The organism is Mycobacterium sp. 852002-51971_SCH5477799-a (assembly GCF_001667145.1).
In the GTDB taxonomy this organism is placed as follows: Bacteria; Actinomycetota; Actinomycetes; order Mycobacteriales; family Mycobacteriaceae; genus Mycobacterium.
Map to the genome: position 1 here is coordinate 86,915 of NZ_LZIF01000086.1, position 24,383 is coordinate 111,297.

Annotated in this window: 18 protein-coding genes and 3 rRNA genes; 15 read left to right on the plus strand and 6 right to left on the minus strand. The window is 63.1% G+C overall.

Features of this window, described 5'->3' with window-relative positions; all coding sequences use genetic code 11:
* Positions 1-5: 5 nt before the first annotated feature.
* From A5753_RS12060 to A5753_RS12090, 7 genes are read left to right on the plus strand one after another with little or no spacing between them, the layout of a single operon-like run.
* Positions 6-536 carry a F0F1 ATP synthase subunit B gene (locus tag A5753_RS12060; RefSeq protein ID WP_067127667.1) on the plus strand — a complete coding sequence of 177 codons (531 nt, stop codon included), beginning with the start codon at positions 6-8 and terminating at the stop codon, positions 534-536.
* A 6-nt stretch (positions 537-542) separates the two neighbouring features.
* Complete coding sequence (locus A5753_RS12065) at positions 543-1,883, plus strand: F0F1 ATP synthase subunit B/delta (protein ID WP_067127670.1); 1,341 nt, start codon at positions 543-545, stop codon at positions 1,881-1,883.
* A gap of 57 nt (positions 1,884-1,940) precedes the next feature.
* Positions 1,941-3,644: a F0F1 ATP synthase subunit alpha gene (gene atpA, locus A5753_RS12070; protein WP_067127673.1), complete on the plus strand. Its 1,704-nt coding sequence runs from the start codon at positions 1,941-1,943 to the stop codon at positions 3,642-3,644.
* Between the two features lie 6 nt (positions 3,645-3,650).
* Positions 3,651-4,559: a F0F1 ATP synthase subunit gamma gene (locus A5753_RS12075; RefSeq protein WP_067127676.1), complete on the plus strand. Its 909-nt coding sequence runs from the start codon at positions 3,651-3,653 to the stop codon at positions 4,557-4,559.
* A gap of 21 nt (positions 4,560-4,580) precedes the next feature.
* Positions 4,581-6,050: a F0F1 ATP synthase subunit beta gene (gene atpD / locus A5753_RS12080; protein WP_067127679.1), complete on the plus strand. Its 1,470-nt coding sequence runs from the start codon at positions 4,581-4,583 to the stop codon at positions 6,048-6,050.
* A 35-nt stretch (positions 6,051-6,085) separates the two neighbouring features.
* The gene (locus A5753_RS12085) at positions 6,086-6,451 is read left to right on the plus strand and encodes a F0F1 ATP synthase subunit epsilon (protein ID WP_067127682.1); all 366 of its coding nucleotides are present in this window, start codon (positions 6,086-6,088) and stop codon (positions 6,449-6,451) included.
* Positions 6,452-6,457: 6 nt separating this feature from the next.
* Positions 6,458-6,901 (plus strand): DUF2550 domain-containing protein, encoded by a 444-nt coding sequence (locus A5753_RS12090; RefSeq protein WP_067127686.1) that lies wholly within the window; start codon positions 6,458-6,460, stop codon positions 6,899-6,901.
* Positions 6,902-6,933: 32 nt separating this feature from the next.
* Here the strand turns inward: A5753_RS12090 and A5753_RS12095 are convergent, their stop codons facing one another.
* Positions 6,934-7,518 carry a cob(I)yrinic acid a,c-diamide adenosyltransferase gene (locus tag A5753_RS12095; protein ID WP_067127689.1) on the minus strand — a complete coding sequence of 195 codons (585 nt, stop codon included), beginning with the start codon at positions 7,516-7,518 and terminating at the stop codon, positions 6,934-6,936.
* Positions 7,519-7,586: 68 nt separating this feature from the next.
* On the opposite strand from A5753_RS12095, the gene murA reads away from it, so the two are divergent.
* The 4 genes from murA to rrf all read left to right on the plus strand — a co-directional run bounded on the left by murA (position 7,587) and on the right by rrf (position 14,330).
* The gene (gene murA / locus A5753_RS12100; RefSeq protein ID WP_067127692.1) at positions 7,587-8,840 is read left to right on the plus strand and encodes a UDP-N-acetylglucosamine 1-carboxyvinyltransferase; all 1,254 of its coding nucleotides are present in this window, start codon (positions 7,587-7,589) and stop codon (positions 8,838-8,840) included.
* Positions 8,841-9,212: 372 nt separating this feature from the next.
* Positions 9,213-10,743 (plus strand): 16S ribosomal RNA (locus A5753_RS12105).
* 283 nt (positions 10,744-11,026) lie between these two features.
* A 23S ribosomal RNA gene (locus tag A5753_RS12110) occupies positions 11,027-14,136 on the plus strand.
* Between the two features lie 81 nt (positions 14,137-14,217).
* Positions 14,218-14,330, plus strand: a 5S ribosomal RNA gene (gene rrf, locus A5753_RS12115).
* The 16S, 23S and 5S rRNA genes sit together here, the layout of an rRNA operon.
* 60 nt (positions 14,331-14,390) lie before the next feature.
* Here the strand turns inward: rrf and A5753_RS12120 are convergent.
* The 3 genes from A5753_RS12120 to A5753_RS12130 all read right to left on the minus strand — a co-directional run bounded on the left by A5753_RS12120 (position 14,391) and on the right by A5753_RS12130 (position 18,269).
* Positions 14,391-14,894, minus strand: a complete 504-nt coding sequence (locus A5753_RS12120) for a methylated-DNA--[protein]-cysteine S-methyltransferase (RefSeq protein ID WP_067127695.1) — start codon at positions 14,892-14,894, stop codon at positions 14,391-14,393.
* Positions 14,891-16,378, minus strand: coding sequence for a DNA-3-methyladenine glycosylase 2 family protein (locus tag A5753_RS12125; RefSeq protein WP_067127698.1), 1,488 nt, complete (start codon positions 16,376-16,378; stop codon positions 14,891-14,893). The genes A5753_RS12120 and A5753_RS12125 overlap by 4 nt, the downstream gene beginning before the upstream one ends.
* A gap of 280 nt (positions 16,379-16,658) precedes the next feature.
* Entirely contained in the window at positions 16,659-18,269 is a 1,611-nt protein-coding gene (locus tag A5753_RS12130) for an adenylate/guanylate cyclase domain-containing protein (protein ID WP_067127701.1), read from the minus strand.
* A gap of 45 nt (positions 18,270-18,314) precedes the next feature.
* On the opposite strand from A5753_RS12130, the gene nucS reads away from it, so the two are divergent.
* Both nucS and A5753_RS23820 read left to right on the plus strand, forming a co-directional pair.
* Complete coding sequence (nucS, locus tag A5753_RS12135; protein WP_067127704.1) at positions 18,315-18,986, plus strand: endonuclease NucS; 672 nt, start codon at positions 18,315-18,317, stop codon at positions 18,984-18,986.
* Between the two features lie 22 nt (positions 18,987-19,008).
* Positions 19,009-19,317, plus strand: coding sequence for a hypothetical protein (locus tag A5753_RS23820; protein ID WP_082971289.1), 309 nt, complete (start codon positions 19,009-19,011; stop codon positions 19,315-19,317).
* Between the two features lie 11 nt (positions 19,318-19,328).
* Here the strand turns inward: A5753_RS23820 and mce are convergent, their stop codons facing one another.
* Positions 19,329-19,796, minus strand: coding sequence for a methylmalonyl-CoA epimerase (gene mce, locus A5753_RS12140; protein ID WP_082971290.1), 468 nt, complete (start codon positions 19,794-19,796; stop codon positions 19,329-19,331).
* A gap of 89 nt (positions 19,797-19,885) precedes the next feature.
* Here mce and A5753_RS12145 point away from each other — a divergent pair, with 89 nt between their 5' ends.
* Together A5753_RS12145 and A5753_RS12150 are read left to right on the plus strand one after the other, a co-directional pair.
* Positions 19,886-21,067, plus strand: coding sequence for an acetyl-CoA C-acetyltransferase (locus A5753_RS12145; RefSeq protein WP_067127711.1), 1,182 nt, complete (start codon positions 19,886-19,888; stop codon positions 21,065-21,067).
* Positions 21,068-21,245: 178 nt separating this feature from the next.
* Positions 21,246-22,163, plus strand: a complete 918-nt coding sequence (locus tag A5753_RS12150) for a co-chaperone YbbN (RefSeq protein WP_067127714.1) — start codon at positions 21,246-21,248, stop codon at positions 22,161-22,163.
* 8 nt (positions 22,164-22,171) lie between these two features.
* Here A5753_RS12150 and glgB read toward each other — a convergent pair whose 3' ends face one another.
* Positions 22,172-24,367 (minus strand): 1,4-alpha-glucan branching protein GlgB, encoded by a 2,196-nt coding sequence (gene glgB, locus A5753_RS12155; protein WP_067127717.1) that lies wholly within the window; start codon positions 24,365-24,367, stop codon positions 22,172-22,174.
* Positions 24,368-24,383 lie beyond the last annotated feature (16 nt).

Below are 24,383 nucleotides of genomic sequence, written 5' to 3' on the forward strand. Positions count from 1 at the left end.
CCGCAATGCGTGACGCGAGTCTGAGCATTTTGGCATCTAGCCAGGTGGTGGCCGAGGGAGGCAACAACTTCCTCGTCCCCAACGGCACCTTCTTCTTCGTGCTGGCCATCTTCCTGATCGTGCTAGCCGTCATCGGCACATTCGTCGTGCCGCCGGTGATGAGAGTGCTGCACGAGCGCGAGGCCATGGTCGCCAAGACGGCTGCCGACAACAAGAAGGCGACCGAGCAATTCGAAGCGGCCAAGGCCGACTACGAAGAAGCCCTGAGCGAGGCGCGGGTTCAGGCGTCGTCGTTGCGCGACAATGCCCGCGCCGAAGGTCGTAAGGTGATCGAAGACGCGCGCGCCCGTGCCGAACAACAGGTGATGTCGACGTTGCAAATGGCATCCGAGCAATTGAAGCGGGAGAGGGACGCCGTGGAACTGGATCTGCGTGCCAACGTGGCGTCGATGTCGGCGACCTTGGCAAGCCGCATCCTCGGCGTCGACGTCGCCCCCGCCGCAACCACATCCGCAACCAAGACATCCGGACGGTAAATACGTATGTCGACTTTCATCGGCCAGTTGGTGGGCTTTGCGGCCATCGTGTTCCTGGTGGTGCGCTACGTCGTGCCGCCAGTGCGTCGGCTGATGGCCGCGCGGCAAGACGCCGTGCGCCAACAGCTGAAAGATGCTGCGACGGCAAGCGATCGGCTGACCGAGTCGACCACGGCGCACAACAAGGCCGTGGAAGACGCGAAGACTGAGGGCGAACGGGTCGTCGAGGAGGCCCAGACCGACGCGGGCCGCATCGTCGAGCAGCTGCGGGCCCAGGCGGACGTCGAGGCCGAACGCATCAACACACAGGGCAGCCGTCAGGTCGATCTGTTGCGCACCCAGTTGAGCCGACAGCTCCGGTTGGAACTCGGCCACGAAGCGGTGCGCCAGGCGGGCGAGTTGGTGCGCAACTACGTCGCCGACACCGAACAGCAGTCGGCCACCGTCGACCGGTTCCTCGACGAACTCGACGAGATGGCGCCCGTTGCGGCCGACGTCCAGTATCCGCTGATGACCAAGATGCGCTCGTCGAGTCGCATCGCACTGGGCAACTTGTCGGACAAGTTCAACAACCTAGCCAAAGACCTTGACAACAAGGGGCTTTCGACTGTCTCCAGTGAGCTGGTAGAAGTTGCCCAGATGCTGGACCGCGAGATCGTCGTCACACGGTATCTGACCGTTCCGGCCGAGGATGGAGCCCCCAGGGTCCAGTTGATCGAGCGGCTGCTCTCCGGCAAGGTCGGCGACGTCACCCTCGACGTGCTGCGCTCGGCCGTATCGGAGCGTTGGTCAGCAAACTCCGACCTCATCGACGCCATCGAACACCTGTCTCGGCAGGCGTTGCTCGAAGTAGCCGAACGTGAGGACAAAGTCGACGAGGTCGAAGAACAGCTGTTCCGGTTCTCCCGCGCCCTCGACGCGGAGCCGCGGTTGGCGATCCTGCTGGGCGACTACTCCGTTCCGGTGGAGGGGCGAGTCGGCCTCCTGCGCAAGGTGTTTGACAGCGCAAGCGGCCGGGTCAATCCGATCACGATGGCGCTGCTGGCCCAGACTGTGGAGCTGCTAAGGGGCCAGAACGCTGACGAGGCCATTCAGTTCCTGGCGAAGGTTGCGGTGGCGCGCCGAGGCGAAATCGTGGCGCAAGTCAGCGCGGCAGCCGAACTCAGCGATGCGCAGCGCACCCGCCTCATTGACGTGCTCGGCCGCATCTACGACCACCCGGTGGCGGTGCAACTCCAGATCGATGCCGAACTATTGGGCGGGCTGCTCATCTCCGTGGCCGACGAAGTGATCGACGGGACGCTCGCTTCTCGACTTGCCGCGGCCCAGGCTCAATTGCCCGACTGACCACCATCGACCAATCACAATCACGCGAACCACGATCAAGTAGGAAGACGAAAAGCCATGGCCGAGTTGACCATCTCCGCTGAGGACATCCAGAGCGCCATCGAGGAGTACGTAGACTCCTTCACCTCCGATACTGCCCGCGAGGAGGTCGGCTCGGTCATCGAGGCCGGGGACGGCATCGCGCACGTCGAGGGTTTGCCCTCCGTCATGACCCAGGAGCTGCTCGAGTTCCCCGGCGGAGTCCTCGGCGTCGCCCTGAACCTCGATGAACACGACATCGGCGCGGTGATCCTGGGTGACTTCGAGAAAATCGAAGAAGGCCAACAGGTCAAGCGCACCGGCGAGGTCCTGTCGGTGCCCGTAGGCGACGCGTTCCTAGGGCGCGTGGTCAATCCGCTCGGCCACCCGATCGACGGCCAGGGCGACATCGATACCGACATTCGCCGCGCGCTGGAGATCCAGGCGCCGTCGGTGGTGCAGCGGCAGAGCGTGAGCGAGCCGCTGCAGACCGGGATCAAGGCCATCGACGCGATGACGCCGATCGGGCGCGGCCAGCGCCAGCTGATCATCGGTGACCGTAAGACGGGCAAGACCGCCGTCTGCGTGGACACCATTCTCAACCAGCGGGAAAACTGGGAGAGCGGTGACGAGCGCAAGCAGGTGCGCTGCGTGTACGTGGCCATCGGCCAGAAGGGCACCACGATCGCCTCGGTCCGACGTGCGCTCGACGAGGGCGGCGCGATGGACTACACCACGATTGTGGCGGCGCCGGCGTCAGACTCCGCCGGTTTCAAATGGCTTGCGCCGTATACCGGTTCGGCGATCGCTCAGCATTGGATGTACGAGGGCAAGCACGTGCTGATCGTCTTCGACGACCTGAGCAAGCAGGCCGAGGCCTACCGCGCCATCTCCCTGCTGCTCCGCCGCCCGCCGGGTCGCGAGGCCTACCCGGGCGACGTGTTCTACCTGCACTCGCGCCTGTTGGAGCGTTGCGCCAAGCTTTCCGACGATCTCGGCGGGGGTTCGCTGACCGGTCTGCCGGTTATCGAGACCAAGGCGAACGACATCTCCGCCTACATTCCCACCAACGTCATCTCGATCACCGACGGCCAGTGCTTCCTGGAGTCCGACCTGTTCAACCAGGGTGTGCGGCCGGCCATCAACGTCGGTGTGTCGGTATCCCGCGTGGGTGGTGCGGCGCAAATCAAGGCCATGAAGGAGGTGGCCGGCTCGCTGCGACTCGACTTGTCGCAGTACCGCGAACTGGAATCGTTCGCCGCCTTCGCCTCCGACCTGGATGCCACCTCGAAGGCGCAATTGGAGCGCGGCGAGCGGCTGGTCGAACTTTTGAAGCAACCGCAGTACCAGCCCATGCCCGTTGAGGAGCAAGTGGTTTCGATCTTCTTGGGCACCGGCGGTCACCTGGACTCCGTGCCGGTCGAGGACGTTCGGCGTTTCGAGACCGAGCTGCTCGACCACATGCGAGCTTCGGAGGAAAAGTTCCTCAGTGGTGTGCGCGACAGCGGGAAGCTCTCCGAGGAAGGCGAGAACCAGCTCACCGACATCATCAACAACTTCAAGAAGGGGTTCGCGGCCACGGGCGGCGGATCGGTGGTGCCTGACGAGCACGTCGAGGCCTTGGACGAAGAGGATCTGGAAAAAGAGTCCGTACGGGTCAAGAAGGAAAAGCCAAAGGACACAAAGGGGTCCAAGGACACCAAGAAGGAATCCGCCAAGGCCTCCGGCAAGGACAAGAAGTAGCTACCGATGGCGGCAACACTTCGCGAATTACGCGGCCGGATTCGTTCGGCGGGGTCGATCAAGAAGATCACCAAGGCCCAGGAGATGATCGCGACCTCGCGCATCGGCAAGGCGCAGGCTCGGCTGGAATCCGCCCGGCCTTACGCATTCCAGATCACCTCGATGCTCACGACGCTGTCCTCCGAAGCGGCATTGGACCATCCACTCTTGGTCGAACGAGAGGAGCCGAAGCGCGCCGGCGTCCTGGTCGTGTCCTCGGACCGTGGTCTGTGCGGCGCGTACAACTCGAGCATCTTCCGCCGCTCGGAGGAATTGTTCTCCCTGCTGCGAGAGGAAGGCAAGACACCCGTCGTCTACACGGTGGGCCGAAAGGCGCAGAACTACTTCAAGTTCCGCAACTGGGACATCACTGAATCCTGGACGGGTTTTTCCGAGCAGCCGCAGGTGGAAAACGCTCGGGAGATCGCGTCCACGTTGGTCGACAGTTTCATGGCCGGGGCCGGCGATGACGAGTCACAGGACGACCAGGGCGTCGACGAACTGCACATCGTGTACTCGGAGTTCAAGTCGATGATGTCCCAAGCCGCGGTGGCCCACCGCATCGCTCCGCTGGTCATGGAATACGTCGAGGACACCGACGAACTCCACACGCTCTACTCGTTCGAACCAGACGCCACAACGCTTTTCGATGCGTTGTTGCCGCGGTATGTGACGACCCGGGTGTACGCCGCGTTGCTCGAGTCGGCGGCATCGGAGCTGGCGTCGCGTCAACGAGCAATGAAGTCGGCGACCGACAACGCCGACGACCTGATCAAAGAGTTGACGTTGATGGCAAACCGCGAGCGGCAGGCCCAGATCACCCAAGAGATCAGCGAAATCGTCGGCGGCGCAAACGCGCTCGCCGACGCTCAGTAGCACACGAGGAAGAAGAAAAATATGGCTGCTACTACTAAAAGCACCGAGAAGACCGACAAGAAGTCGACCAACGGCGACACCAGCGGCCGCATCGTACGGGTGACCGGCCCCGTCGTCGACGTCGAGTTCCCGCGCGGCTCGGTACCCGAGCTGTTCAACGCGCTCAACGCGGAGATCACCTTTGAGGAGCTCAAGAAGACCCTGACACTCGAGGTTGCGCAGCACTTGGGCGACCACCTCGTTCGTGCCATCTCGCTGCAGCCCACCGACGGCTTGGTGCGTGGTGTTGAGGTCACTGACTCCGGCAAGTCGATCTCGGTGCCGGTCGGCGAGGGCGTCAAGGGTCACGTCTTCAACGCCCTGGGCGACTGCCTGGATAAGCCCGGGTACGGCGAGGAGTTCGACCACTGGTCGATTCACCGCAAGCCGCCGCCGTTCGAAGAGCTCGAGCCCCGCACGGAAATGCTGGAGACCGGCCTCAAGGTCGTCGACCTGCTCACTCCGTACGTGCGCGGTGGCAAGATCGCGCTGTTCGGTGGTGCCGGCGTCGGCAAGACGGTGCTGATCCAGGAGATGATCAACCGTATCGCCCGAAACTTCGGTGGTACTTCAGTTTTCGCCGGCGTGGGGGAGCGCACCCGTGAGGGCAACGACCTGTGGGTCGAGCTGAAGGAAGCCGACGTGCTCAAGGACACCGCGCTGGTGTTCGGTCAGATGGACGAGCCGCCCGGCACCCGTATGCGGGTGGCGTTGTCCGCGCTGACCATGGCCGAGTGGTTCCGCGACGAGGCCGGCCAGGATGTGCTGTTGTTCATCGACAACATCTTCCGATTCACCCAGGCCGGTTCGGAGGTTTCGACGCTGCTCGGTCGTATGCCGTCCGCGGTGGGCTACCAGCCGACGCTGGCCGACGAGATGGGCGAGCTGCAGGAGCGCATCACCTCGACGCGAGGCAAGTCGATCACGTCGATGCAGGCCGTCTATGTGCCCGCCGACGACTACACCGACCCGGCGCCGGCAACGACATTCGCGCACCTGGACGCCACCACCGAGCTGTCTCGAAATGTGTTCTCCAAGGGCATCTTCCCCGCCGTGGACCCGCTCGCGTCGAGCTCGACCATCCTGGACCCGAGTGTTGTCGGCGACGAGCACTATCGGGTGGCCCAGGAAGTCATCCGAATCCTGCAGCGGTATAAGGATCTTCAGGACATCATCGCGATCCTTGGTATCGACGAGCTCTCGGAAGAGGACAAGCAGCTCGTGCAGCGCGCACGGCGCATCGAGCGGTTCCTCTCGCAGAACATGATGGCGGCCGAGCAGTTCACCGGCCAGCCCGGCTCGACGGTGCCGCTGAAGGAGACCATCGAGGCGTTCGACCGGCTGACCAAGGGCGATTTCGACCACATCCCGGAGCAGGCGTTCTTCTTGATCGGTGGCCTCGATGACCTGGCTAAGAAGGCCGAAAGCTTTGGCGCCAAACTGGATTCCTGAGGCATGAGCGAAAAGGCTCCGAAAGGCTCTGTGGTATGGCGGATTTGAACGTCGAAATAGTCGCCGTCGACCGAAAGATCTGGTCGGGTGAGGCAACGTTCCTGTTCACCCGCACCACCGTCGGTGAGATCGGCATCCTGCCGCGACACATCCCGCTGGTGGCGCAGTTGGTCGACGACGCAATGGTGCGCGTCGAAAGAGAGGGCGAAGACGATCTGCGGATCGCGGTGGACGGCGGATTCTTATCTGTCACCGAGGAGTCGGTGACGATCCTCGCCGAATCCGCCGAGTTCGAGTCGGAGATCGACGAGAGCGCCGCCAGAGAGGCTTCTGAGTCTGACGACCCGCGCATCGCCGCCAAGGGGCGCGCGAGATTGCGTGCCGTCGGCGCGATCGACTAATCGCCGATGAGCGCGCCCATGGTCGGCATGGTCGTGCTCGTCGTCGTGCTGGCGAGCGCCGTAATCGCATTGAGTTATCGGCTGTGGAAGCTGCGCCAGGGCGGCACGGCGGGGATCATGCGAGACATTCCTGCGGTCGGAGGCCACGGCTGGAGGCATGGCGTAATCCGTTATCGCGGTGGCGAAGCCGCGTTTTACCGACTCTCGAGTCTGCGGTTGTGGCCCGACCGGCGGCTGAGCCGGCGAGGCGTGGAGATCGTGTCGAGGCGGGCACCGCGCGGCGACGAGTTCGACATCATGACCGACGAGATCGTCGTCATCGAGCTGCGCGATACGACCCAGGACCGCAGGTCTGGTTACGAGATCGCCTTGGACAAGGGTGCGTTGACCGCGTTCCTGTCCTGGCTGGAGTCGCGCCCGTCACCTCGTTCCCGTCGGCGCAGCCTGTAGACCCCGTCAACGGTTGGGCAGACGGTCGCCGGCTAACTCGTGGCGGCATTCTCGCCACCCGGTTTCCACAGCACGTCGCCGCCGGGGTTGGCCACGCGCGACAGGATGAAAAGCAGATCCGACAGGCGGTTCAGATATTTCGCGGGCAGGACGTTGACCTGCGCGGGCGCGGCATCGACGGCCGCCCACGCCGAGCGCTCGGCTCGACGAACGACGGTCCGGGCGACGTGCAGCAACGCCGACAACGGCGAACCACCGGGCAGCACAAACGAATTCAGCTTCGGCAACGGCTCGTTGTATGCGTCACACCATTTCTCGAGCCGATCAATGTAGGGCTGGGTGACGCGCAGCGGCGGATACTCGGGGTTCTCGACGACGGGCGTCGACAGATCCGCGCCGGCGTCGAACAAGTCATTCTGGATCTGCCGCAATACGCCGGCGAGCTTCTCGTCCGGCTGACCGACGGCGACGGCTACGCCGATCGCCGCGTTGGCTTCGTCGCAATCGGCGTAGGCCACCAGCCGAGGATCGTTCTTGGAAACCCGGGAGAAGTCGCTCAATCCCGTCGTGCCGTCGTCGCCGGTTCGTGTGTAGATGCGAGTCAGGTGTACAGCCATGAGCAAACCGTACTCGGGTGTGGGTCGGCCGACTGACAAGCCGATACCGCTTCACTAGACTGACGCGGGTGGCTGAGCGATTCGTGGTGACCGGCGGTAACCGGTTGGCAGGCGAAGTCGCAGTAGGGGGCGCCAAGAACAGCGTTCTCAAGCTGATGGCCGCGACGCTGTTGGCCGAAGGCACCAGCACGATCACCAACTGTCCGGACATCCTGGATGTGCCGCTGATGGCGGAGGTGCTGCGCGGCCTGGGCGCAACGGTCGAATTGGACGGCGATGTCGCCCGAATAACCTCTCCGGACGAACCGAAATACGACGCAGACTTCGCCGCGGTGCGACAGTTCCGCGCGTCGGTGTGCGTGCTGGGACCGCTGGTCGGCCGGTGCAAGCGCGCCCGCGTCGCGCTGCCGGGCGGCGATGCGATCGGATCACGCCCGCTGGACATGCATCAGGCCGGCCTGCGCCAACTCGGTGCGCAGTGCAACATCGAGCACGGATGCGTAGTGGCACAAGCCGATACGTTGCGCGGCGCGGAGATCGAGCTGGAGTTTCCCTCGGTGGGGGCCACCGAGAACATCCTGATGGCCGCGGTCGTGGCCGAGGGCGTCACCACCATCCACAATGCGGCGCGCGAGCCCGACGTCGTGGATCTCTGCACGATGTTGAACCAGATGGGCGCGCAGATCGAGGGCGCCGGTTCGCCGACGATGACCATCACCGGCGTTCCGAAGCTGCACCCGACCGAGCACCGGGTGATCGGCGATCGCATCGTCGCCGCCACCTGGGGGATCGCTGCGGCGATAACCCGCGGGGACATCACGGTGACGGGCATTGACCCGGCCCACCTGCAGGTGGTGCTGCACAAGCTGCACGACGCCGGCGCTACCGTCACGCAAACCGACTACAGCTTCCGGGTGGCGCAGTACGAGCGCCCAAAGGCCGTCAATGTGGCGACCCTGCCGTTCCCCGGATTTCCCACCGACCTGCAGCCGATGGCGATCGCCCTGGCCTCGATCGCGGACGGCACGTCGATGATCACCGAGAACGTATTCGAGGCTCGCTTTCGTTTCGTTGAAGAAATGATCCGCCTCGGTGCCGACGCCCGAACCGACGGGCATCACGCCGTCGTTCGGGGCTTGCCGCAATTGTCGAGTGCACCGGTGTGGTGTTCGGACATTCGGGCGGGCGCCGGCCTTGTGCTGGCCGGGCTTGTCGCCGACGGAGACACCGAGGTCCACGACGTCTTCCACATCGATCGCGGTTACCCGCTGTTCGTGGAAAACCTGGCGATTTTGGGAGCGGAGATCGAGCGGGTACAGTAACCAAAGTCAGTGCCCCACAAGCGCGGTCACCTACGCGAAGGTGGACGAAAGCGGGGCCTTGACCCCTCGCTGGATTGGTACTAGCCTGGCACGGCTGCTCCCGACACGGTCTCTAGAAGATCAAAACTGGGAGTTGACTAACCTGCCGGGCCTGTATTAAGCTGGCAGGGTTGCCCCAAAACGGGCGAAACAAGTGTTGTTTGAGAACTCAATAGTGTGTTTGGTGTTTATTATTTGTTGTTGTTTTTTTGGCCATACCTAACACCCCCCGTGTGTGGGTATGGTCGTAATTTTGATGCCAGTTATTTGGTGTCTTTTTGTTAGGTCAGATTTTCTCTGATTGTGAATTCACCTCGTTCTGCGGGGAGTTTTTGTTTGGAGAGTTTGATCCTGGCTCAGGACGAACGCTGGCGGCGTGCTTAACACATGCAAGTCGAACGGAAAGGCCTCTTCGGAGGTACTCGAGTGGCGAACGGGTGAGTAACACGTGGGCAATCTGCCCTGCACTTCGGGATAAGCCTGGGAAACTGGGTCTAATACCGGATAGGACCTTTAGACGCATGTCTTTTGGTGGAAAGCTTTTGCGGTGTGGGATGGGCCCGCGGCCTATCAGCTTGTTGGTGGGGTGATGGCCTACCAAGGCGACGACGGGTAGCCGGCCTGAGAGGGTGTCCGGCCACACTGGGACTGAGATACGGCCCAGACTCCTACGGGAGGCAGCAGTGGGGAATATTGCACAATGGGCGCAAGCCTGATGCAGCGACGCCGCGTGGGGGATGACGGCCTTCGGGTTGTAAACCTCTTTCACCATCGACGAAGGTCCGGGTTTTCTCGGATTGACGGTAGGTGGAGAAGAAGCACCGGCCAACTACGTGCCAGCAGCCGCGGTAATACGTAGGGTGCGAGCGTTGTCCGGAATTACTGGGCGTAAAGAGCTCGTAGGTGGTTTGTCGCGTTGTTCGTGAAATCTCACGGCTTAACTGTGAGCGTGCGGGCGATACGGGCAGACTAGAGTACTGCAGGGGAGACTGGAATTCCTGGTGTAGCGGTGGAATGCGCAGATATCAGGAGGAACACCGGTGGCGAAGGCGGGTCTCTGGGCAGTAACTGACGCTGAGGAGCGAAAGCGTGGGGAGCGAACAGGATTAGATACCCTGGTAGTCCACGCCGTAAACGGTGGGTACTAGGTGTGGGTTTCCTTCCTTGGGATCCGTGCCGTAGCTAACGCATTAAGTACCCCGCCTGGGGAGTACGGCCGCAAGGCTAAAACTCAAAGGAATTGACGGGGGCCCGCACAAGCGGCGGAGCATGTGGATTAATTCGATGCAACGCGAAGAACCTTACCTGGGTTTGACATGCACAGGACGCGTCTAGAGATAGGCGTTCCCTTGTGGCCTGTGTGCAGGTGGTGCATGGCTGTCGTCAGCTCGTGTCGTGAGATGTTGGGTTAAGTCCCGCAACGAGCGCAACCCTTGTCTCATGTTGCCAGCGGGTAATGCCGGGGACTCGTGAGAGACTGCCGGGGTCAACTCGGAGGAAGGTGGGGATGACGTCAAGTCATCATGCCCCTTATGTCCAGGGCTTCACACATGCTACAATGGCCGGTACAAAGGGCTGCGATGCCGTAAGGTTAAGCGAATCCTTTTAAAGCCGGTCTCAGTTCGGATTGGGGTCTGCAACTCGACCCCATGAAGTCGGAGTCGCTAGTAATCGCAGATCAGCAACGCTGCGGTGAATACGTTCCCGGGCCTTGTACACACCGCCCGTCACGTCATGAAAGTCGGTAACACCCGAAGCCAGTGGCCTAACCTTTTGGAGGGAGCTGTCGAAGGTGGGATCGGCGATTGGGACGAAGTCGTAACAAGGTAGCCGTACCGGAAGGTGCGGCTGGATCACCTCCTTTCTAAGGAGCACCACGAAAAGCATCCCAATTGGTGGGGTGCGAGCCGTGAGGGGTTCTCGTCTGTAGTGGACGAAAACCGGGTGCACAACAGCAAATGATTGCCAGACACACTATTGGGCCCTGAGACAACACTCGGTCGATCCGTGTGGAGTCCCTCCATCTTGGTGGTGGGGTGTGGTGTTTGAGTATTGGATAGTGGTTGCGAGCATCTAGATGAACGCGCAGTCCTTCGGGGCCGGCGTGTTCATCGAAATGTGTAATTTCTTTTTTAACTCTTGTGTGTAAGTAAGTGTTTAAGGGCGCATGGTGGATGCCTTGGCATCGAGAGCCGATGAAGGACGTGGGAGGCTGCGATATGCCTCGGGGAGCTGTCAACCAAGCATTGATCCGAGGATTTCCGAATGGGGAAACCCAGCACGAGTGATGTCGTGTTACCCGTATCTGAATATATAGGGTGCGGGAGGTAACGCGGGGAAGTGAAACATCTCAGTACCCGTAGGAGAAGAAAACAATTGTGATTCCGTCAGTAGTGGCGAGCGAACGCGGAACAGGCTAAACCGCACGCATGTATAACCGGGTAGGGGTTGTGCGCGCGGTGTTGTGGGAGTGATATGTCTCAGCTCTACCTGGCTGAGGGGTAGTCAGAAAGTGTCGTGGTTAGCGGAAATGGCCTGGGATGGCCTGCCGTAGACGGTGAGAGCCCGGTACGCGAAAACCCGTCACCTACCTTGTATCAGTTCCCGAGTAGCAGCGGGCCCGTGGAATCTGCTGTGAATCTGCCGGGACCACCCGGTAAGCCTAAATACTTCTCGATGACCGATAGCGGATTAGTACCGTGAGGGAATGGTGAAAAGTACCCCGGGAGGGGAGTGAAATAGTACCTGAAACCGTGTGCCTACAATCCGTCAAAGCCTCCTCGTGGGGTGATGGCGTGCCTTTTGAAGAATGAGCCTGCGAGTCAGGGACACGTCGCGAGGTTAACCCGTGCGGGGTAGCCGCAGCGAAAGCGAGTCTGAATAGGGCGCATCCCCTTTGGGGTGTAGTGGCGTGTTCTGGACCCGAAGCGGAGTGATCTACCCATGGCCAGGGTGAAGCGCGGGTAAGACCGCGTGGAGGCCCGAACCCACTTAGGTTGAAGACTGAGGGGATGAGCTGTGGGTAGGGGTGAAAGGCCAATCAAACTCCGTGATAGCTGGTTCTCCCCGAAATGCATTTAGGTGCAGCGTTGCGTGGTTCACCACGGAGGTAGAGCTACTGGATGGCCGATCGGCGCTACTAGGTTACTGACGTCAGCCAAACTCCGAATGCCGTGGTGTAAAGCGTGGCAGTGAGACGGCGGGGGATAAGCTCCGTGCGTCGAGAGGGAAACAGCCCAGATCGCCGGCTAAGGCCCCTAAGCGTGTGCTAAGTGGAAAAGGATGTGTAGTCGCAGAGACAACCAGGAGGTTGGCTTAGAAGCAGCCACCCTTGAAAGAGTGCGTAATAGCTCACTGGTCAAGTGATTATGCGCCGATAATGTAGCGGGGCTCAAGCACACCGCCGAAGCCGCGGCACATTCACGTTTACGTGGATGTGGGTAGGGGAGCGTCCCCCATTCAGCGAAGCCTCCGGGTAACCGGTGGTGGAGGGTGGGGGAGTGAGAATGCAGGCATGAGTAGCGATAAGGCAAGTGAGAACCTTGCCCGCCGTAAGACCAAGGGTTCCTGGGCCAGGCCAGTCCGCCCAGGGTGAGTCGGGACCTAAGGCGAGGCCGACAGGCGTAGTCGATGGACAACGGGTTGATATTCCCGTACCCGTGTATAGGCGTCCCTGATGAATCAGCGGTACTAACCACCCAAAACCGGATCGACCATTCCCCTTCGGGGGCATGGAGTTTCGGGGCTGCGTGGGACCTTCGCTGGTAGTAGTCAAGCGATGGGGTGACGCAGGAAGGTAGCCGTACCAGTCAGTGGTAATACTGGGGCAAGCCTGTAGGGAGAGCGATAGGCAAATCCGTCGCTCATTGATCCTGAGAGGTGATGCATAGCCGATTGAGGCGAATTCGGTGATCCTCTGCTGCCAAGAAAAGCCTCTAGCGAGCACATACACGGCCCGTACCCCAAACCAACACAGGTGGTCAGGTAGAGAATACCAAGGCGTACGAGATAACTATGGTTAAGGAACTCGGCAAAATGCCCCCGTAACTTCGGGAGAAGGGGGGCCGGAATACCGTGAACACCCTTGCGGTGGGAGCGGGATTCGGCCGCAGAAACCAGTGGGTAGCGACTGTTTACTAAAAACACAGGTCCGTGCGAAGTCGCAAGACGATGTATACGGACTGACGCCTGCCCGGTGCTGGAAGGTTAAGAGGACCCGTTAACCGTAAGGTGAAGCGGAGAATTTAAGCCCCAGTAAACGGCGGTGGTAACTATAACCATCCTAAGGTAGCGAAATTCCTTGTCGGGTAAGTTCCGACCTGCACGAATGGCGTAACGACTTCCCAACTGTCTCAACCATAGACTCGGCGAAATTGCACTACGAGTAAAGATGCTCGTTACGCGCGGCAGGACGAAAAGACCCCGGGACCTTCACTACAACTTGGTATTGGTGTTCGGTACGGTTTGTGTAGGATAGGTGGGAGACTTTGAAGTACAGACGCCAGTTTGTATGGAGTCGTTGTTGAAATACCACTCTGATCGTATTGGACACCTAACGTCGAACCCTTATCGGGTTCACGGACAGTGCCTGGCGGGTAGTTTAACTGGGGCGGTTGCCTCCTAAAATGTAACGGAGGCGCCCAAAGGTTCCCTCAACCTGGACGGCAATCAGGTGTTGAGTGTAAGTGCACAAGGGAGCTTGACTGCGAGACCTACAAGTCAAGCAGGGACGAAAGTCGGGACTAGTGATCCGGCACCTCTGAGTGGAAGGGGTGTCGCTCAACGGATAAAAGGTACCCCGGGGATAACAGGCTGATCTTCCCCAAGAGTCCATATCGACGGGATGGTTTGGCACCTCGATGTCGGCTCGTCGCATCCTGGGGCTGGAGCAGGTCCCAAGGGTTGGGCTGTTCGCCCATTAAAGCGGCACGCGAGCTGGGTTTAGAACGTCGTGAGACAGTTCGGTCTCTATCCGCCGCGCGCGTCAGAAACTTGAGGAAACCTGTCCCTAGTACGAGAGGACCGGGACGGACGAACCTCTGGTATACCAGTTGTCCCACCAGGGGCACGGCTGGATAGCCACGTTCGGACAGGATAACCGCTGAAAGCATCTAAGCGGGAAACCTTCTCCAAGATCAGGTTTCTCACCCTTTTAGAGGGATAAGGCCCCCCGCAGACTACGGGATCGATAGGCCAGACCTGGAAGCCCAGTAATGGGTGCAGGGAACTGGCACTAACCGGCCGAAAACTTACCAACACGCAATCGCAACCACAATCCAGTTCACGACAGCAATGTCGTGTAACGCCACACCCCCCACCAAACAAATTTAAATAGAGTTACGGCGGCCACAGCGACAGGGAAACGCCCGGTCCCATTCCGAACCCGGAAGCTAAGCCTGTCAGCGCCGATGATACTGCCCATACGGGTGGAAAAGTAGGACACCGCCGAACATACACAAAAACACCCCCGGCAGCGGGGGTGTTTTTGCATTCGCAGATTAATGCGAATTCCTAATCGAACAGCGTTAATTCCGCATGGACGGTCGTGTGGCTCCGCTCCATATCGAGAAGCGTTCGTTTTCGGTCGAGTCCGCCGCCGTAGCCGGTAAGTCGGCCATTGGCGCCGATGACCCGGTGACACGGAACGACGATCGCGATCGGGTTGTGTCCGTTGGCCAGACCGACCGCGCGAGCGGATCCGCGAGCGCCGATCTGATCGGCGATCTGGCCATAGGATCGCGTCTGCCCATACGGAATGGTCAGCAGTGCCTGCCATACCCTGCGCTGAAACTCGGAGCCGCGCAGGTCGAATTCGAAGTCGAAGTCGGTGCGCTCGCCGGCGAAATACGCGCCGAGTTGCTCGACGGCCTCGCCGAACGCCTGCGGGTTCGGCGACCAGTCGGCTCGGCTCGGCTCATAGGTCTGGTCGACCATGCGAAGATTCGTCAGCACCGAGCCACGACCGGCCAGGGTCAGCAGTCCGATCGGGCTGTCGATGGTGCGGTACTCGATCATGCGACCTCCTGTGGCGGCCATTGGTTGACCGGATGTTCGAGAGTGGTCCAAAGGTATTGCGTGGCATAGGAACGCCAGGGTCGCCACCGCGCACTCCGCGCGACGAGCGAGCGTTCGTCGGACGGCAGGCCCAGCTGTTTGGCGGCCAGGCGCAGGCCCAGATCACTGGCGGGGAACGCGTCGGGGTCGCCGAGGCCGCGCATCGCTATCACTTCCGCGGTCCATGGGCCGACACCGGGCAGGGCCAGCAATTGCGTTCGGGCGCTTTGCCAATCGCATCCGGTGCTCAGCTCGACACTTCCGGCGGCGAGGCCGGCGACCAAAGCATTCAGCGTCCGTTGCCGGGCTCGGGGCACCGCCAGGTGGGTGGGATCGATATCCGCGAGCTGCTCGACGGAAGGGAAGGTGTGGGTCAACGTCCCCTCGGGATCGTTGATCGGCTGCCCGTAGGCGGCGACCAGCCGGCTCGCATGGGTGCTCGCTGCCTTGGTGGACACCTGCTGGCCAAGCACCGCGCGCACCGCCAGTTCGGCCTCGTCAACCGTGCGCGGGATCCGCTGCCCCGGCGCCTTGGCGACAACGGCGCACAATTCGGCGTCGTCGCTTAGGGCCTCGTCCACCGCGTCCGGGTCGGCATCGAGGTCCAGCAGCCGCCGGCAGCGCGCGATAGCCGTTGTCAGATCACGAAAGTCGTCGAGCACGAGCACGCACCGGACATGATCGACGGCGGGCGTCAGGGTGACGATGGCGTTGCCAAACGGAAGGCGCAGACTGCGTCGGTAGGCACCATCGCGGACTTCCTCGCAACCGGGCACCGTGCTCGCCGCCAGATGACCGAAGACACCGCCGTAGCCGAACGGCGTGCGCGCCGGGAGCCGAAGGCACACGGTGCCAGGGGAATTCGGGGTCGAGCCGGAGCGGGTTGCCGCACGCTGGCGCAGCGCGCGCGGTGTGTTCTCGAAGACGGAACGCACGGTGTCGTTGAACTGACGGATGCTGGAAAATCCCGCGGCGAAGGCGACATCGCCGAAGGGCAGGTCCGTGGTTTCGATCAGTACCCGGGCGGTCTGAGCCCGTTGCGCGCGGGCCAGCGCGAGCGGGCCGGCCCCGACCTCGGCCTGTAACAGCCGCTCCAGCTGCCGCGTGGTGTAACCGAGGTGCGCGGCCAGACCACCGACCCCTTCGCGGTCCACCGTCCCGTCGGCGATCAGGCGCATCGTTCGTGCCACGACGTCACCGCGCACATTCCACTCCGGCGACCCCGGGGACGCGTCGGGGCGGCATCGCTTGCATGCTCGAAAGCCCGCTCGCTGAGCGGCCGCCGCCGTCGGGTAGAACCGCACGTTACGCGCGAACGGTGGCCGTACCGGGCAGCTGGGCCGGCAGTAGATGCGGGTGGTCAGCACTGCGGTGACGAACCATCCGTCGAACCGGGCGTCCTTGGACTGGACGGCCCGGTAACAACGTTCGAAATCGTCGTGCACGTTTCCAGGTTTACACCCGCCCACCGACAAAACTGGCGGAAAAGCGACATCGTCGTGGAAGGTGTCCCCAGTCGCCAGGGCCAGATAGCGGTTGGGGTCCCGATGACCGAGGGCGACGGACGCACGTAGCCGTAGCCAAGGCATGTGCGCCCTGGATACCGGTGTGGCCAAACCGCCCGACTCGGCCGCGAGACCGCTCGTCCTCGCCGCGGTTACCCGAAGCGTTGGAGCGGAGGTCAGGCAGTTGTCGCTGCGCTGACTTCGGCTCGAAACCGGGCATTCACGAGTCGACCGGCGACGCCAGCTGACAGGGGCGCTCATGCCCGCGCAGGGTCACGGTATCGCCCATCGACCAACGCGCCCGCTCATTTTCGCTTGCGCCCTCGACGGCGTCGGCCGTCGCGAGAAGCCGGCTCGAGTGCGACTTGGCAAGCTCGCACAGGCGGGCCGCCTCGTTGACCGGCTCACCGATCACGGTGTATTCAAAACGCTCTCTGGCTCCGACGTTTCCGGCGACGGCACGACCCGCCGCCACGCCGATGCCGGCCGACAGCTCAGACATTTCCTCGGCCAGTCGCTTGGTAATGCAGCGGGCGGCGGCGAGCGCCGCGTCCTCCGGGCTGTCCAGGCGGTTCGGTGCTCCGAAGATGGCCAGCGACGCATCGCCTTCAAACTTGTTGACCAGCCCGCAATGTCGATCCACCTCTTCGACGACGATGGCGAAAAATCGGTTGAGCACACTGACGACTTCGGCCGGCGGGCGGTTCGTCACCAATTGCGTGGATCCGATGATATCGATGAATACGACCGCGACGTGGCGTTCCTCGCCGCCCAGCTTCGGCCGTTCACGCTCAGCGGCCAGGGCGACTTCGCGACCGACATGCCGGCCGAAAAGGTCGCGGACGCGTTCGCGTTCGCGCAAGCCGTCGACCATCGCGTTGAAACCGCGTTGCAACTCACCGAGTTCGGTTCCATCGAACACCACCAGGTCGCCGCGAAGGTTTCCCCGCTCGACGCGCCGCAGCGCGTCGCGAACGACTCGTACCGGGGTCGCGGTGAGCCACGCGAGGATCCACATCAAGACGCAGCCGAAGATGAGTGTGGCGATCGACACGATCAGCACGCCGACCGCGAACTGCGTCTCGGTCAGGTTGCGCATCATGATCTGGAAGCTCGCCAGGAAGGCGATGCCGAGGACGGGCATGCCCGAGCCGACGAACCAGACCATCATGGTTCGGCCCATCAGGCCCGCCGCCAACCGGCGCGGCGGCGGTCCCGCCTCGAGCGCCTGGGCCGCCACCGGCCGCAGCGCGAACTCGGCGAGCAGGTAGCTGCCGGTGGCGACCAGGACGCCGCAGATGGTGACCGCCACCAGGAAGCGCGGGATGAACAGCGTGTTGGCCATGCCGAAGAGCGTCGTCAACACCACCGCGCCGATGCCCCACAGGACGAGGTCGAAGACGGCGATCCGCCAGGGCGCGAGGAACGTATTGCGTTCATCCTGTGGGCTGGGAGCGCGCTCCTCGATCGCCCAGCGCAGCGCGATGACGGTCCGGCGGGTGATCCAATAGGTGCCCACGGCCAGGGCGAGGGCGATGTACGCCGGTGAAGCCGCCCAGGTGATCCACGCCGGCGCGTCGTCGAACACGCTCGGTTGCGGAATGGCGACCGTCACGATGAGCAACGCGACGCCGATCCCGATCAGGTTGGCTCCCAGGACGAGCACCGTCATGATGACCTGAATGCGGATGCGGCGCCGCCCCTGGCTTTCCGACACCCGGCCCAGCAACAAGGAGCCGTACGCCGGGGTTTCTGGCAGCCGGCCACTCTGCCGGGTGACCCTTTCGAGCACCCTGCCCAGGCGTTTTGCAATGTTCTGGTTGGCCAACATGGTGGCGTCAGCCTATGTCTTCGGCCAGGCTCTAAGGTGAGTCGGGTGCGTCTAGTGATCGCTCAATGCACGGTTGACTACGTCGGCAGGCTCACCGCGCATCTGCCATCCGCCCGCAGGTTGCTGCTATTCAAGGCCGATGGATCGGTCAGTGTGCATGCCGATGACCGCGCCTACAAGCCACTGAATTGGATGAGCCCGCCATGCTGGGTGACGGAAGAGACCGGTGATCAGGCCCCGGTATGGGTGGTTGAAAACAAAGCGGGCGAACAATTGCGCATCACCGTCGAGGAGATCGAACACGACTCCAGCCACGAGCTTGGCGTCGATCCCGGGTTGGTCAAGGATGGCGTCGAGGCGCACCTGCAGGCGCTGCTCGCCGAGCACGTGCAACTGCTGGGCGAGGGATACACGCTCGTTCGCCGCGAGTACATGACGGCCATCGGCCCGGTCGATCTGCTCTGTCGTGACGAACGCGGCGGTTCGGTTGCGGTGGAGATCAAGCGTCGCGGCGAGATCGACGGTGTCGAACAGCTCACCCGGTACCTGGACCTGCTCAACCGCGACACGGTGCTCGCGCCGGTAAAAGGGGTGTTCGCCGCCCAGCAGATCAAGCCGCAGGCCCGCACACTGGCCACCGACCGCGGCATCCGTTGTCTGACATTGGATTACGACAAGATGCGCGGGATGGACAGCGACGAATACCGGCTGTTCTGACGAGTCGCACTAGACTGAGTCCATGGCTCGGCGCCCTACCCCGCCACGTCGGCAGCGGCCGCTGGCGCCGCCGCCGGCACTGCGCCGGGTGGAGCTCGGGCCCGATGGCCACGAGTACGAAGTCCGTCCCGTCCCGGCGGCCCGTGCGGTCAAAACCTATAGGTGTCCCGGCTGCGATCACGAAATACGCTCCGGCTCAGCACATCTGGTGGTATGGCCGATCGATTCGATGCTCGGCACAGGCCCGGGGCAAATCGACGACCGCCGGCACTGGCACACGCCATGTTGGGCGCACCGGGCTACCCGCGGTCCAACCAGGAAGTGGTCGTGACTATCGAAGTCTCAGGCGGCCGATTCGACGAGTTCGATGAGAACGCCGCCGCCGTCCTTGGGGTGGATGAAGTTCATCCGGGAGTTTGCCGTACCGCGCCGGGGTGCGTCGTAGATCAGGCGCACGCCTTGCTCGCGGAGCTGTTCGGAAAAGGTGTCGAGGTCACTGACCCGAACGGCCATCTGCTGGAGGCCCGGACCGCGCTTGTCGAGGAACTTCGCGATCGTCGAGGACTCGTCGATCGGGGCCATCAACTGAATCTGCGCTGTGCCCGCCGGGGCGCCGCGCACAGCCAGCATGGCTTCGCGGATTCCCTGCTCCTCGTTGACTTCCTCGTGCACCAGGATCATCCCGAGGGTGTCGTGGTACCAGGCGATGGCGGCGTCCAGGTCGGCGACTGCGATGCCGACGTGATCGATCGCCGTCACCAGTGAGGTGGCCAGGATCTGACGGGCGTCAACTTGATCGGTCGTCATCACATAACGGTAACCTGGCGGCAAAGATTGCGCTTCTCCGGGAGGCCGAAACGGCCATCGAGGGGGCGCCTAGCAGGCCTTAGGAGACAGTCATGACGACGTCGGTGATCGTTGCTGGAGCACGGACACCCATCGGCAAGTTGATGGGTTCGCTGAAGGATTTTTCCGCCAGCGATCTGGGGGCCATCGCGATCGCGGGAGCGCTGGAAAAGGCCAAGGTTCCGGCATCCGCGGTCGACTACGTGATTATGGGCCAGGTTCTGACGGCCGGAGCCGGTCAGATGCCGGCCCGCCAGGCGGCCGTGGCCGCGGGCATCGGCTGGGATGTTCCGGCGCTGACCATCAACAAGATGTGTCTGTCCGGGATCGACTCCATCGCGCTGGCTGACCAGCTCATCCGCGCCGGGGAATTCGACGTGGTGGTGGCCGGCGGCCAGGAATCCATGACCAAAGCGCCTCACCTGCTGATGGACAGCCGCTCGGGCTACAAGTACGGCGACGTGACGGTGCTCGACCACATGGCCTACGACGGCCTGCACGACGTGTTCACCGACCAGCCGATGGGCGCTCTCACCGAGCAGCGCAACGACGTCGACAAATTCACCCGGCAGGAGCAGGACGAGTTCGCTGCACGGTCGCACCAGAAGGCGGCCGCGGCGTGGAAGGACGGCGTCTTCACCGACGAGGTGGTGCCGGTCAACATCCCGCAGCGCAAAGGTGATCCGCTGCAGTTCACCGAGGACGAGGGGATTCGCGCCAACACCACCGCCGAGTCGTTGGCCGGCCTCAAGCCGGCATTTCGCCGCGATGGCACCATCACCGCCGGTTCGGCCTCCCAGATCTCCGACGGCGCGGCCGCGGTGGTGGTGATGAGCAAGGCCAAGGCCCAAGAGCTGGGGCTGAGCTGGCTGGCCGAGATCGGCGCGCACGGCGTGGTGGCCGGACCGGACTCCACCCTGCAGTCGCAGCCGGCCAACGCGATCAAGAAGGCGATCGCTCGTGAGGGCATCTCGGTGGACCAGCTCGATGTCATCGAGATCAACGAGGCGTTTTCCGCGGTGGCGCTCGCGTCGACTCGTGAGCTGGGCGTGAATCCCGATCTCGTCAACGTCAACGGCGGCGCGATCGCCGTGGGCCACCCCATCGGAATGTCGGGAGCGCGGATCACGCTGCATGCCGCCCTGGAGTTGTCCCGACGCGGCTCCGGATACGCGGTCGCGGCGCTGTGCGGGGCCGGCGGGCAGGGCGACGCCCTGATTCTGCGCGCGGGTTAGCCGGCTCCAAGGGGCTTGCGCCGACGTTGCTGGCACGACGCGCCGACGACAAATTGTGATCTTCGTCATATTTGCCATTCACGACCCTGCTCGACGCGCTTTCGCACCGTCGTGGCGCTGCCTGACCGCGCCGTGACCGAGTGGAGGGGCGGCCCGGGCGCATGACAAACTTGACGGCGTGACGCGTCCGCGACCCTCTATCGGCCCCGCCCTGGCTGGTGCGGTCGATCTCTCCGGTCTCAAGCAACGGCCCCAGCCGGCGGGCGGCCCTCCCGCCGGGTCGGCGCCGACGGGCGCCGAGGGTGACCGCGGGATCATCGCGGTCACCGAGGCCAACTTCGAAGCCGAGGTGCTGCTGCGGTCCGAGGAAGTGCCCGTCGTCGTGCTGCTGTGGTCACCGCGCAGCGACGCGTGCGTCCAGCTGCTCGACACGTTCGCCGGCCTGGCCGCGCAGGACAATGGCAAGTGGTCGCTGACGACGGTCAACGTCGACGTCGCGCCCAGGGTCGCGCAGATATTCGGCGTCGACGCCGTTCCCACCGTCGTGGCGCTGGCCGCCGGTCAGCCGATATCGAGTTTCCAGGGAATGCAGCCGGCGGAGCAGTTGCGCGGCTGGTTGGACCAGATTCTCTCGGCGACCGCCGGAAAGCTCAAGGGCTCAACGGGTTCCGGTGAGGCGGACGCCGTCGACCCCGAGCTGGCCGCGGCCCGCCAACAGCTAGAGGACGGCGACTTCGAAGCGGCCAAGGCGTCGTATCAGACGATCCTGGACGCCAACCCGGCCAACGCCGAAGCCAAGGGGGCGATTCGGCAGATCGAGTTCCTCACGCGCGCAACCGCGCAGCGCCCGGACGCCGTCGCCGCTGCCGACGCCGCACCCGGCGACATTCAAGCCGCCCTCGCGGCGGCCGACGTGCAGATCCTCAATCAGGACGTCGGGGCCGCCTTTGACCGCCTGATTGCCTTAATTCGCAGCACATCCGGCGACGATCGCACCCTGGTGCGCACCCGGCTGGTCGAGCTCTTCGAGCTCTTCGACCCCGCCGATCCCGAGGTTGTCGCCGGACGGCGTAATCTCGCCAACGCGCTGTACTGACGCGGCCGTTACTCGGGTTCCAGCCACAGCGCCGACGTGGGCGGCAGCACCAACAGTGCCGAGGCCGGCCGGCCATGCCACGGGTCTTCGGTGGCGTCGACGCCGCCCATATTGCCGATACCCGAACCGTTGTAGACCGTCGCGTCGGTGTTGAGCACCTCGCGCCAGCGCCCCGCCAATGGCAGACCCAGTCGGTATCCACCGTGCTCGGCGCCCGCGAAGTTGAACACGCACGCCATCACCGAGCCGTCCTTGCCGTAACGCAGGAAGCTCAACACGTTGTTGCCGGAATCGTTGGCGTCGATCCAGGAATATCCGTCGGGCACGGTGTCCTGGCTCCACAGCGCCGGGTGACTGCGGTAGACGCCGTTGATGTCGCCGATCAGGCGCAGAATCCCGTTGGAGAACCCTTGCTCGTCGAGCTGCCACCAATCCAGGCCGCGCTCCTCCGACCACTCGGCACGCTGCCCGAATTCCTGTCCCATGAACAGCAATTGCTTGCCGGGGTGCGCCCACTGGTAGGCCAGCAGGCTGCGCAGCCCGGCCGCCTTGACGTGGTTGTTGCCCGGCATCCGGCCCCACAACGTGCCCTTGCCGTGGACCACCTCGTCATGGCTGATCGGCAGCACATAGTTCTCGCTGAACGCATACAGCATCGAGAACGTCATCTCGTGATGGTGGAAGCTGCGGTAGATCGGATCGCGGCTGATGTAGTCAAGCGTGTCGTGCATCCACCCCATGTTCCACTTCATCGAAAATCCCAGGCCGCCAAGGCTTGTCGGGCGCGTCACACCTGGCCATGAGGTTGACTCCTCGGCGATGGTGACGATGCCCGGGGCGGTCTTGTGCACCGTGGCGTTCATCTCCTGCAGGAACTGCACGGCCTCCAGGTTCTCCCGCCCACCGTAGATGTTCGGGGTCCAGCCGCCTTCTGGGCGCGAATAATCCAGGTAGAGCATCGAGGCGACCGCGTCCACCCGTAGGCCGTCGACGTGGAACTCTTCGAGCCAAAACAGCGCGTTGGCCACCAGGAAGTTCCGGACCTCCCGACGGCCGAAGTCGAACACGTAAGTGCCCCAATCGAGTTGCTCGCCCCGCTCGGGGTCCGAGTGCTCGTAGAGCGGCGTGCCGTCAAAGCGGCCCAGTGCCCAAGCGTCCTTGGGGAAGTGCGCTGGCACCCAGTCGACCAGCACGCCGATGCCGGCCTGGTGCAAGGCGTCGACCAGGGCCCGAAATTCGTCCGGTGTCCCGAATCGGGACGTCGGCGCGTAGTACGACGTCACCTGGTAGCCCCACGATCCGGCGAAGGGGTGCTCGGCGACCGGCAGCAGCTCGACGTGGGTGAACCCGTGGTCCACCACGTAATCGGTGAGCTCACGGGCCAACTGCCGATAGTTCAGACCTGGACGCCACGAACCCAGGTGGACCTCGTAAGTGCTCATCGGCTCGAACACCGGGTTGCGCTGCGCGCGCTCCGTCATCCAGTCGGCGTCTTCCCAGGTGTACTCGCTGCGCGTGACCCGCGAGGCGGTGTGCGGCGGCACCTCAGTGGCGAATGCCATCGGGTCGGCCCGGTCGGTCACGACGCCGTCGGCTCCGTGCACGCGGAACTTGTACAGCCCCTCGAGGGGGAACCCGGGCCAGAACAGCTCCCAGACGCCCGACGACCCCAGCACTCGCATCGGGGCTTCATTGCCGGTCCAGCCGTTGAACTCCCCGATCAGATTGACACCTTTGGCGTTGGGCGCCCACACCGCGAACGACACGCCGGTGACGACGCCGTCGGCCGTGGTGAACGAGCGAGGATGTGCGCCAAGGACTTCCCAGAGCCGCTCATGGCGTCCCTCCCCGAACAGGTGAAGGTCGACCTCACCCAACGTCGGCAGAAAACGGTACGCGTCGGCGACGACGTACGGCTCGGCACCTTCATAGGTGATCTGCAGCCGATAGTCGATCAGGTTGACGAACGGTAACACCACGGCGAAAAGACCGGAATCGATGTGCTGCAGAGGGAATCGTTCTTCGCCGACCAGCGCTACTACTTCGGCCGCATGTGGCCGGTACGCCCGAATGACGGTGTGGTCGTCGTATTCGTGGGCGCCCAAAATGCTGTGCGGGTTGTAGTGTGTGCCGGCGATCAGGCGCGACAGGTCGGCCGGATCGGGCGCCAAGTGCGTCCGAGCGAGTTGGTCGGCTTGGCTCATATCCCTTTCACCTCCG

Excerpts from the sequence above, each read along its gene's own strand:
- A5753_RS12065 (WP_067127670.1), top strand. The coding sequence starts at position 543 with ATGTCGACTTTCATCGGCCAGTTGGTGGGCTTTGCGGCCATCGTGTTC.
- A5753_RS12130 (WP_067127701.1), bottom strand. The coding sequence starts at position 18,269 with ATGTTGGCCAACCAGAACATTGCAAAACGCCTGGGCAGGGTGCTCGAA.
- A5753_RS12075 (WP_067127676.1), top strand. The coding sequence starts at position 3,651 with ATGGCGGCAACACTTCGCGAATTACGCGGCCGGATTCGTTCGGCGGGG.
- A5753_RS12060 (WP_067127667.1), top strand. The coding sequence starts at position 6 with ATGCGTGACGCGAGTCTGAGCATTTTGGCATCTAGCCAGGTGGTGGCC.
- A5753_RS23820 (WP_082971289.1), top strand. The coding sequence starts at position 19,009 with ATGGCTCGGCGCCCTACCCCGCCACGTCGGCAGCGGCCGCTGGCGCCG.
- glgB (WP_067127717.1), bottom strand. The coding sequence starts at position 24,367 with ATGAGCCAAGCCGACCAACTCGCTCGGACGCACTTGGCGCCCGATCCG.
- A5753_RS12085 (WP_067127682.1), top strand. The coding sequence starts at position 6,086 with ATGGCGGATTTGAACGTCGAAATAGTCGCCGTCGACCGAAAGATCTGG.
- A5753_RS12090 (WP_067127686.1), top strand. The coding sequence starts at position 6,458 with ATGAGCGCGCCCATGGTCGGCATGGTCGTGCTCGTCGTCGTGCTGGCG.
- atpA (WP_067127673.1), top strand. The coding sequence starts at position 1,941 with ATGGCCGAGTTGACCATCTCCGCTGAGGACATCCAGAGCGCCATCGAG.
- A5753_RS12095 (WP_067127689.1), bottom strand. The coding sequence starts at position 7,518 with ATGGCTGTACACCTGACTCGCATCTACACACGAACCGGCGACGACGGC.
- atpD (WP_067127679.1), top strand. The coding sequence starts at position 4,581 with ATGGCTGCTACTACTAAAAGCACCGAGAAGACCGACAAGAAGTCGACC.
- A5753_RS12145 (WP_067127711.1), top strand. The coding sequence starts at position 19,886 with ATGACGACGTCGGTGATCGTTGCTGGAGCACGGACACCCATCGGCAAG.
- A5753_RS12120 (WP_067127695.1), bottom strand. The coding sequence starts at position 14,894 with ATGATCGAGTACCGCACCATCGACAGCCCGATCGGACTGCTGACCCTG.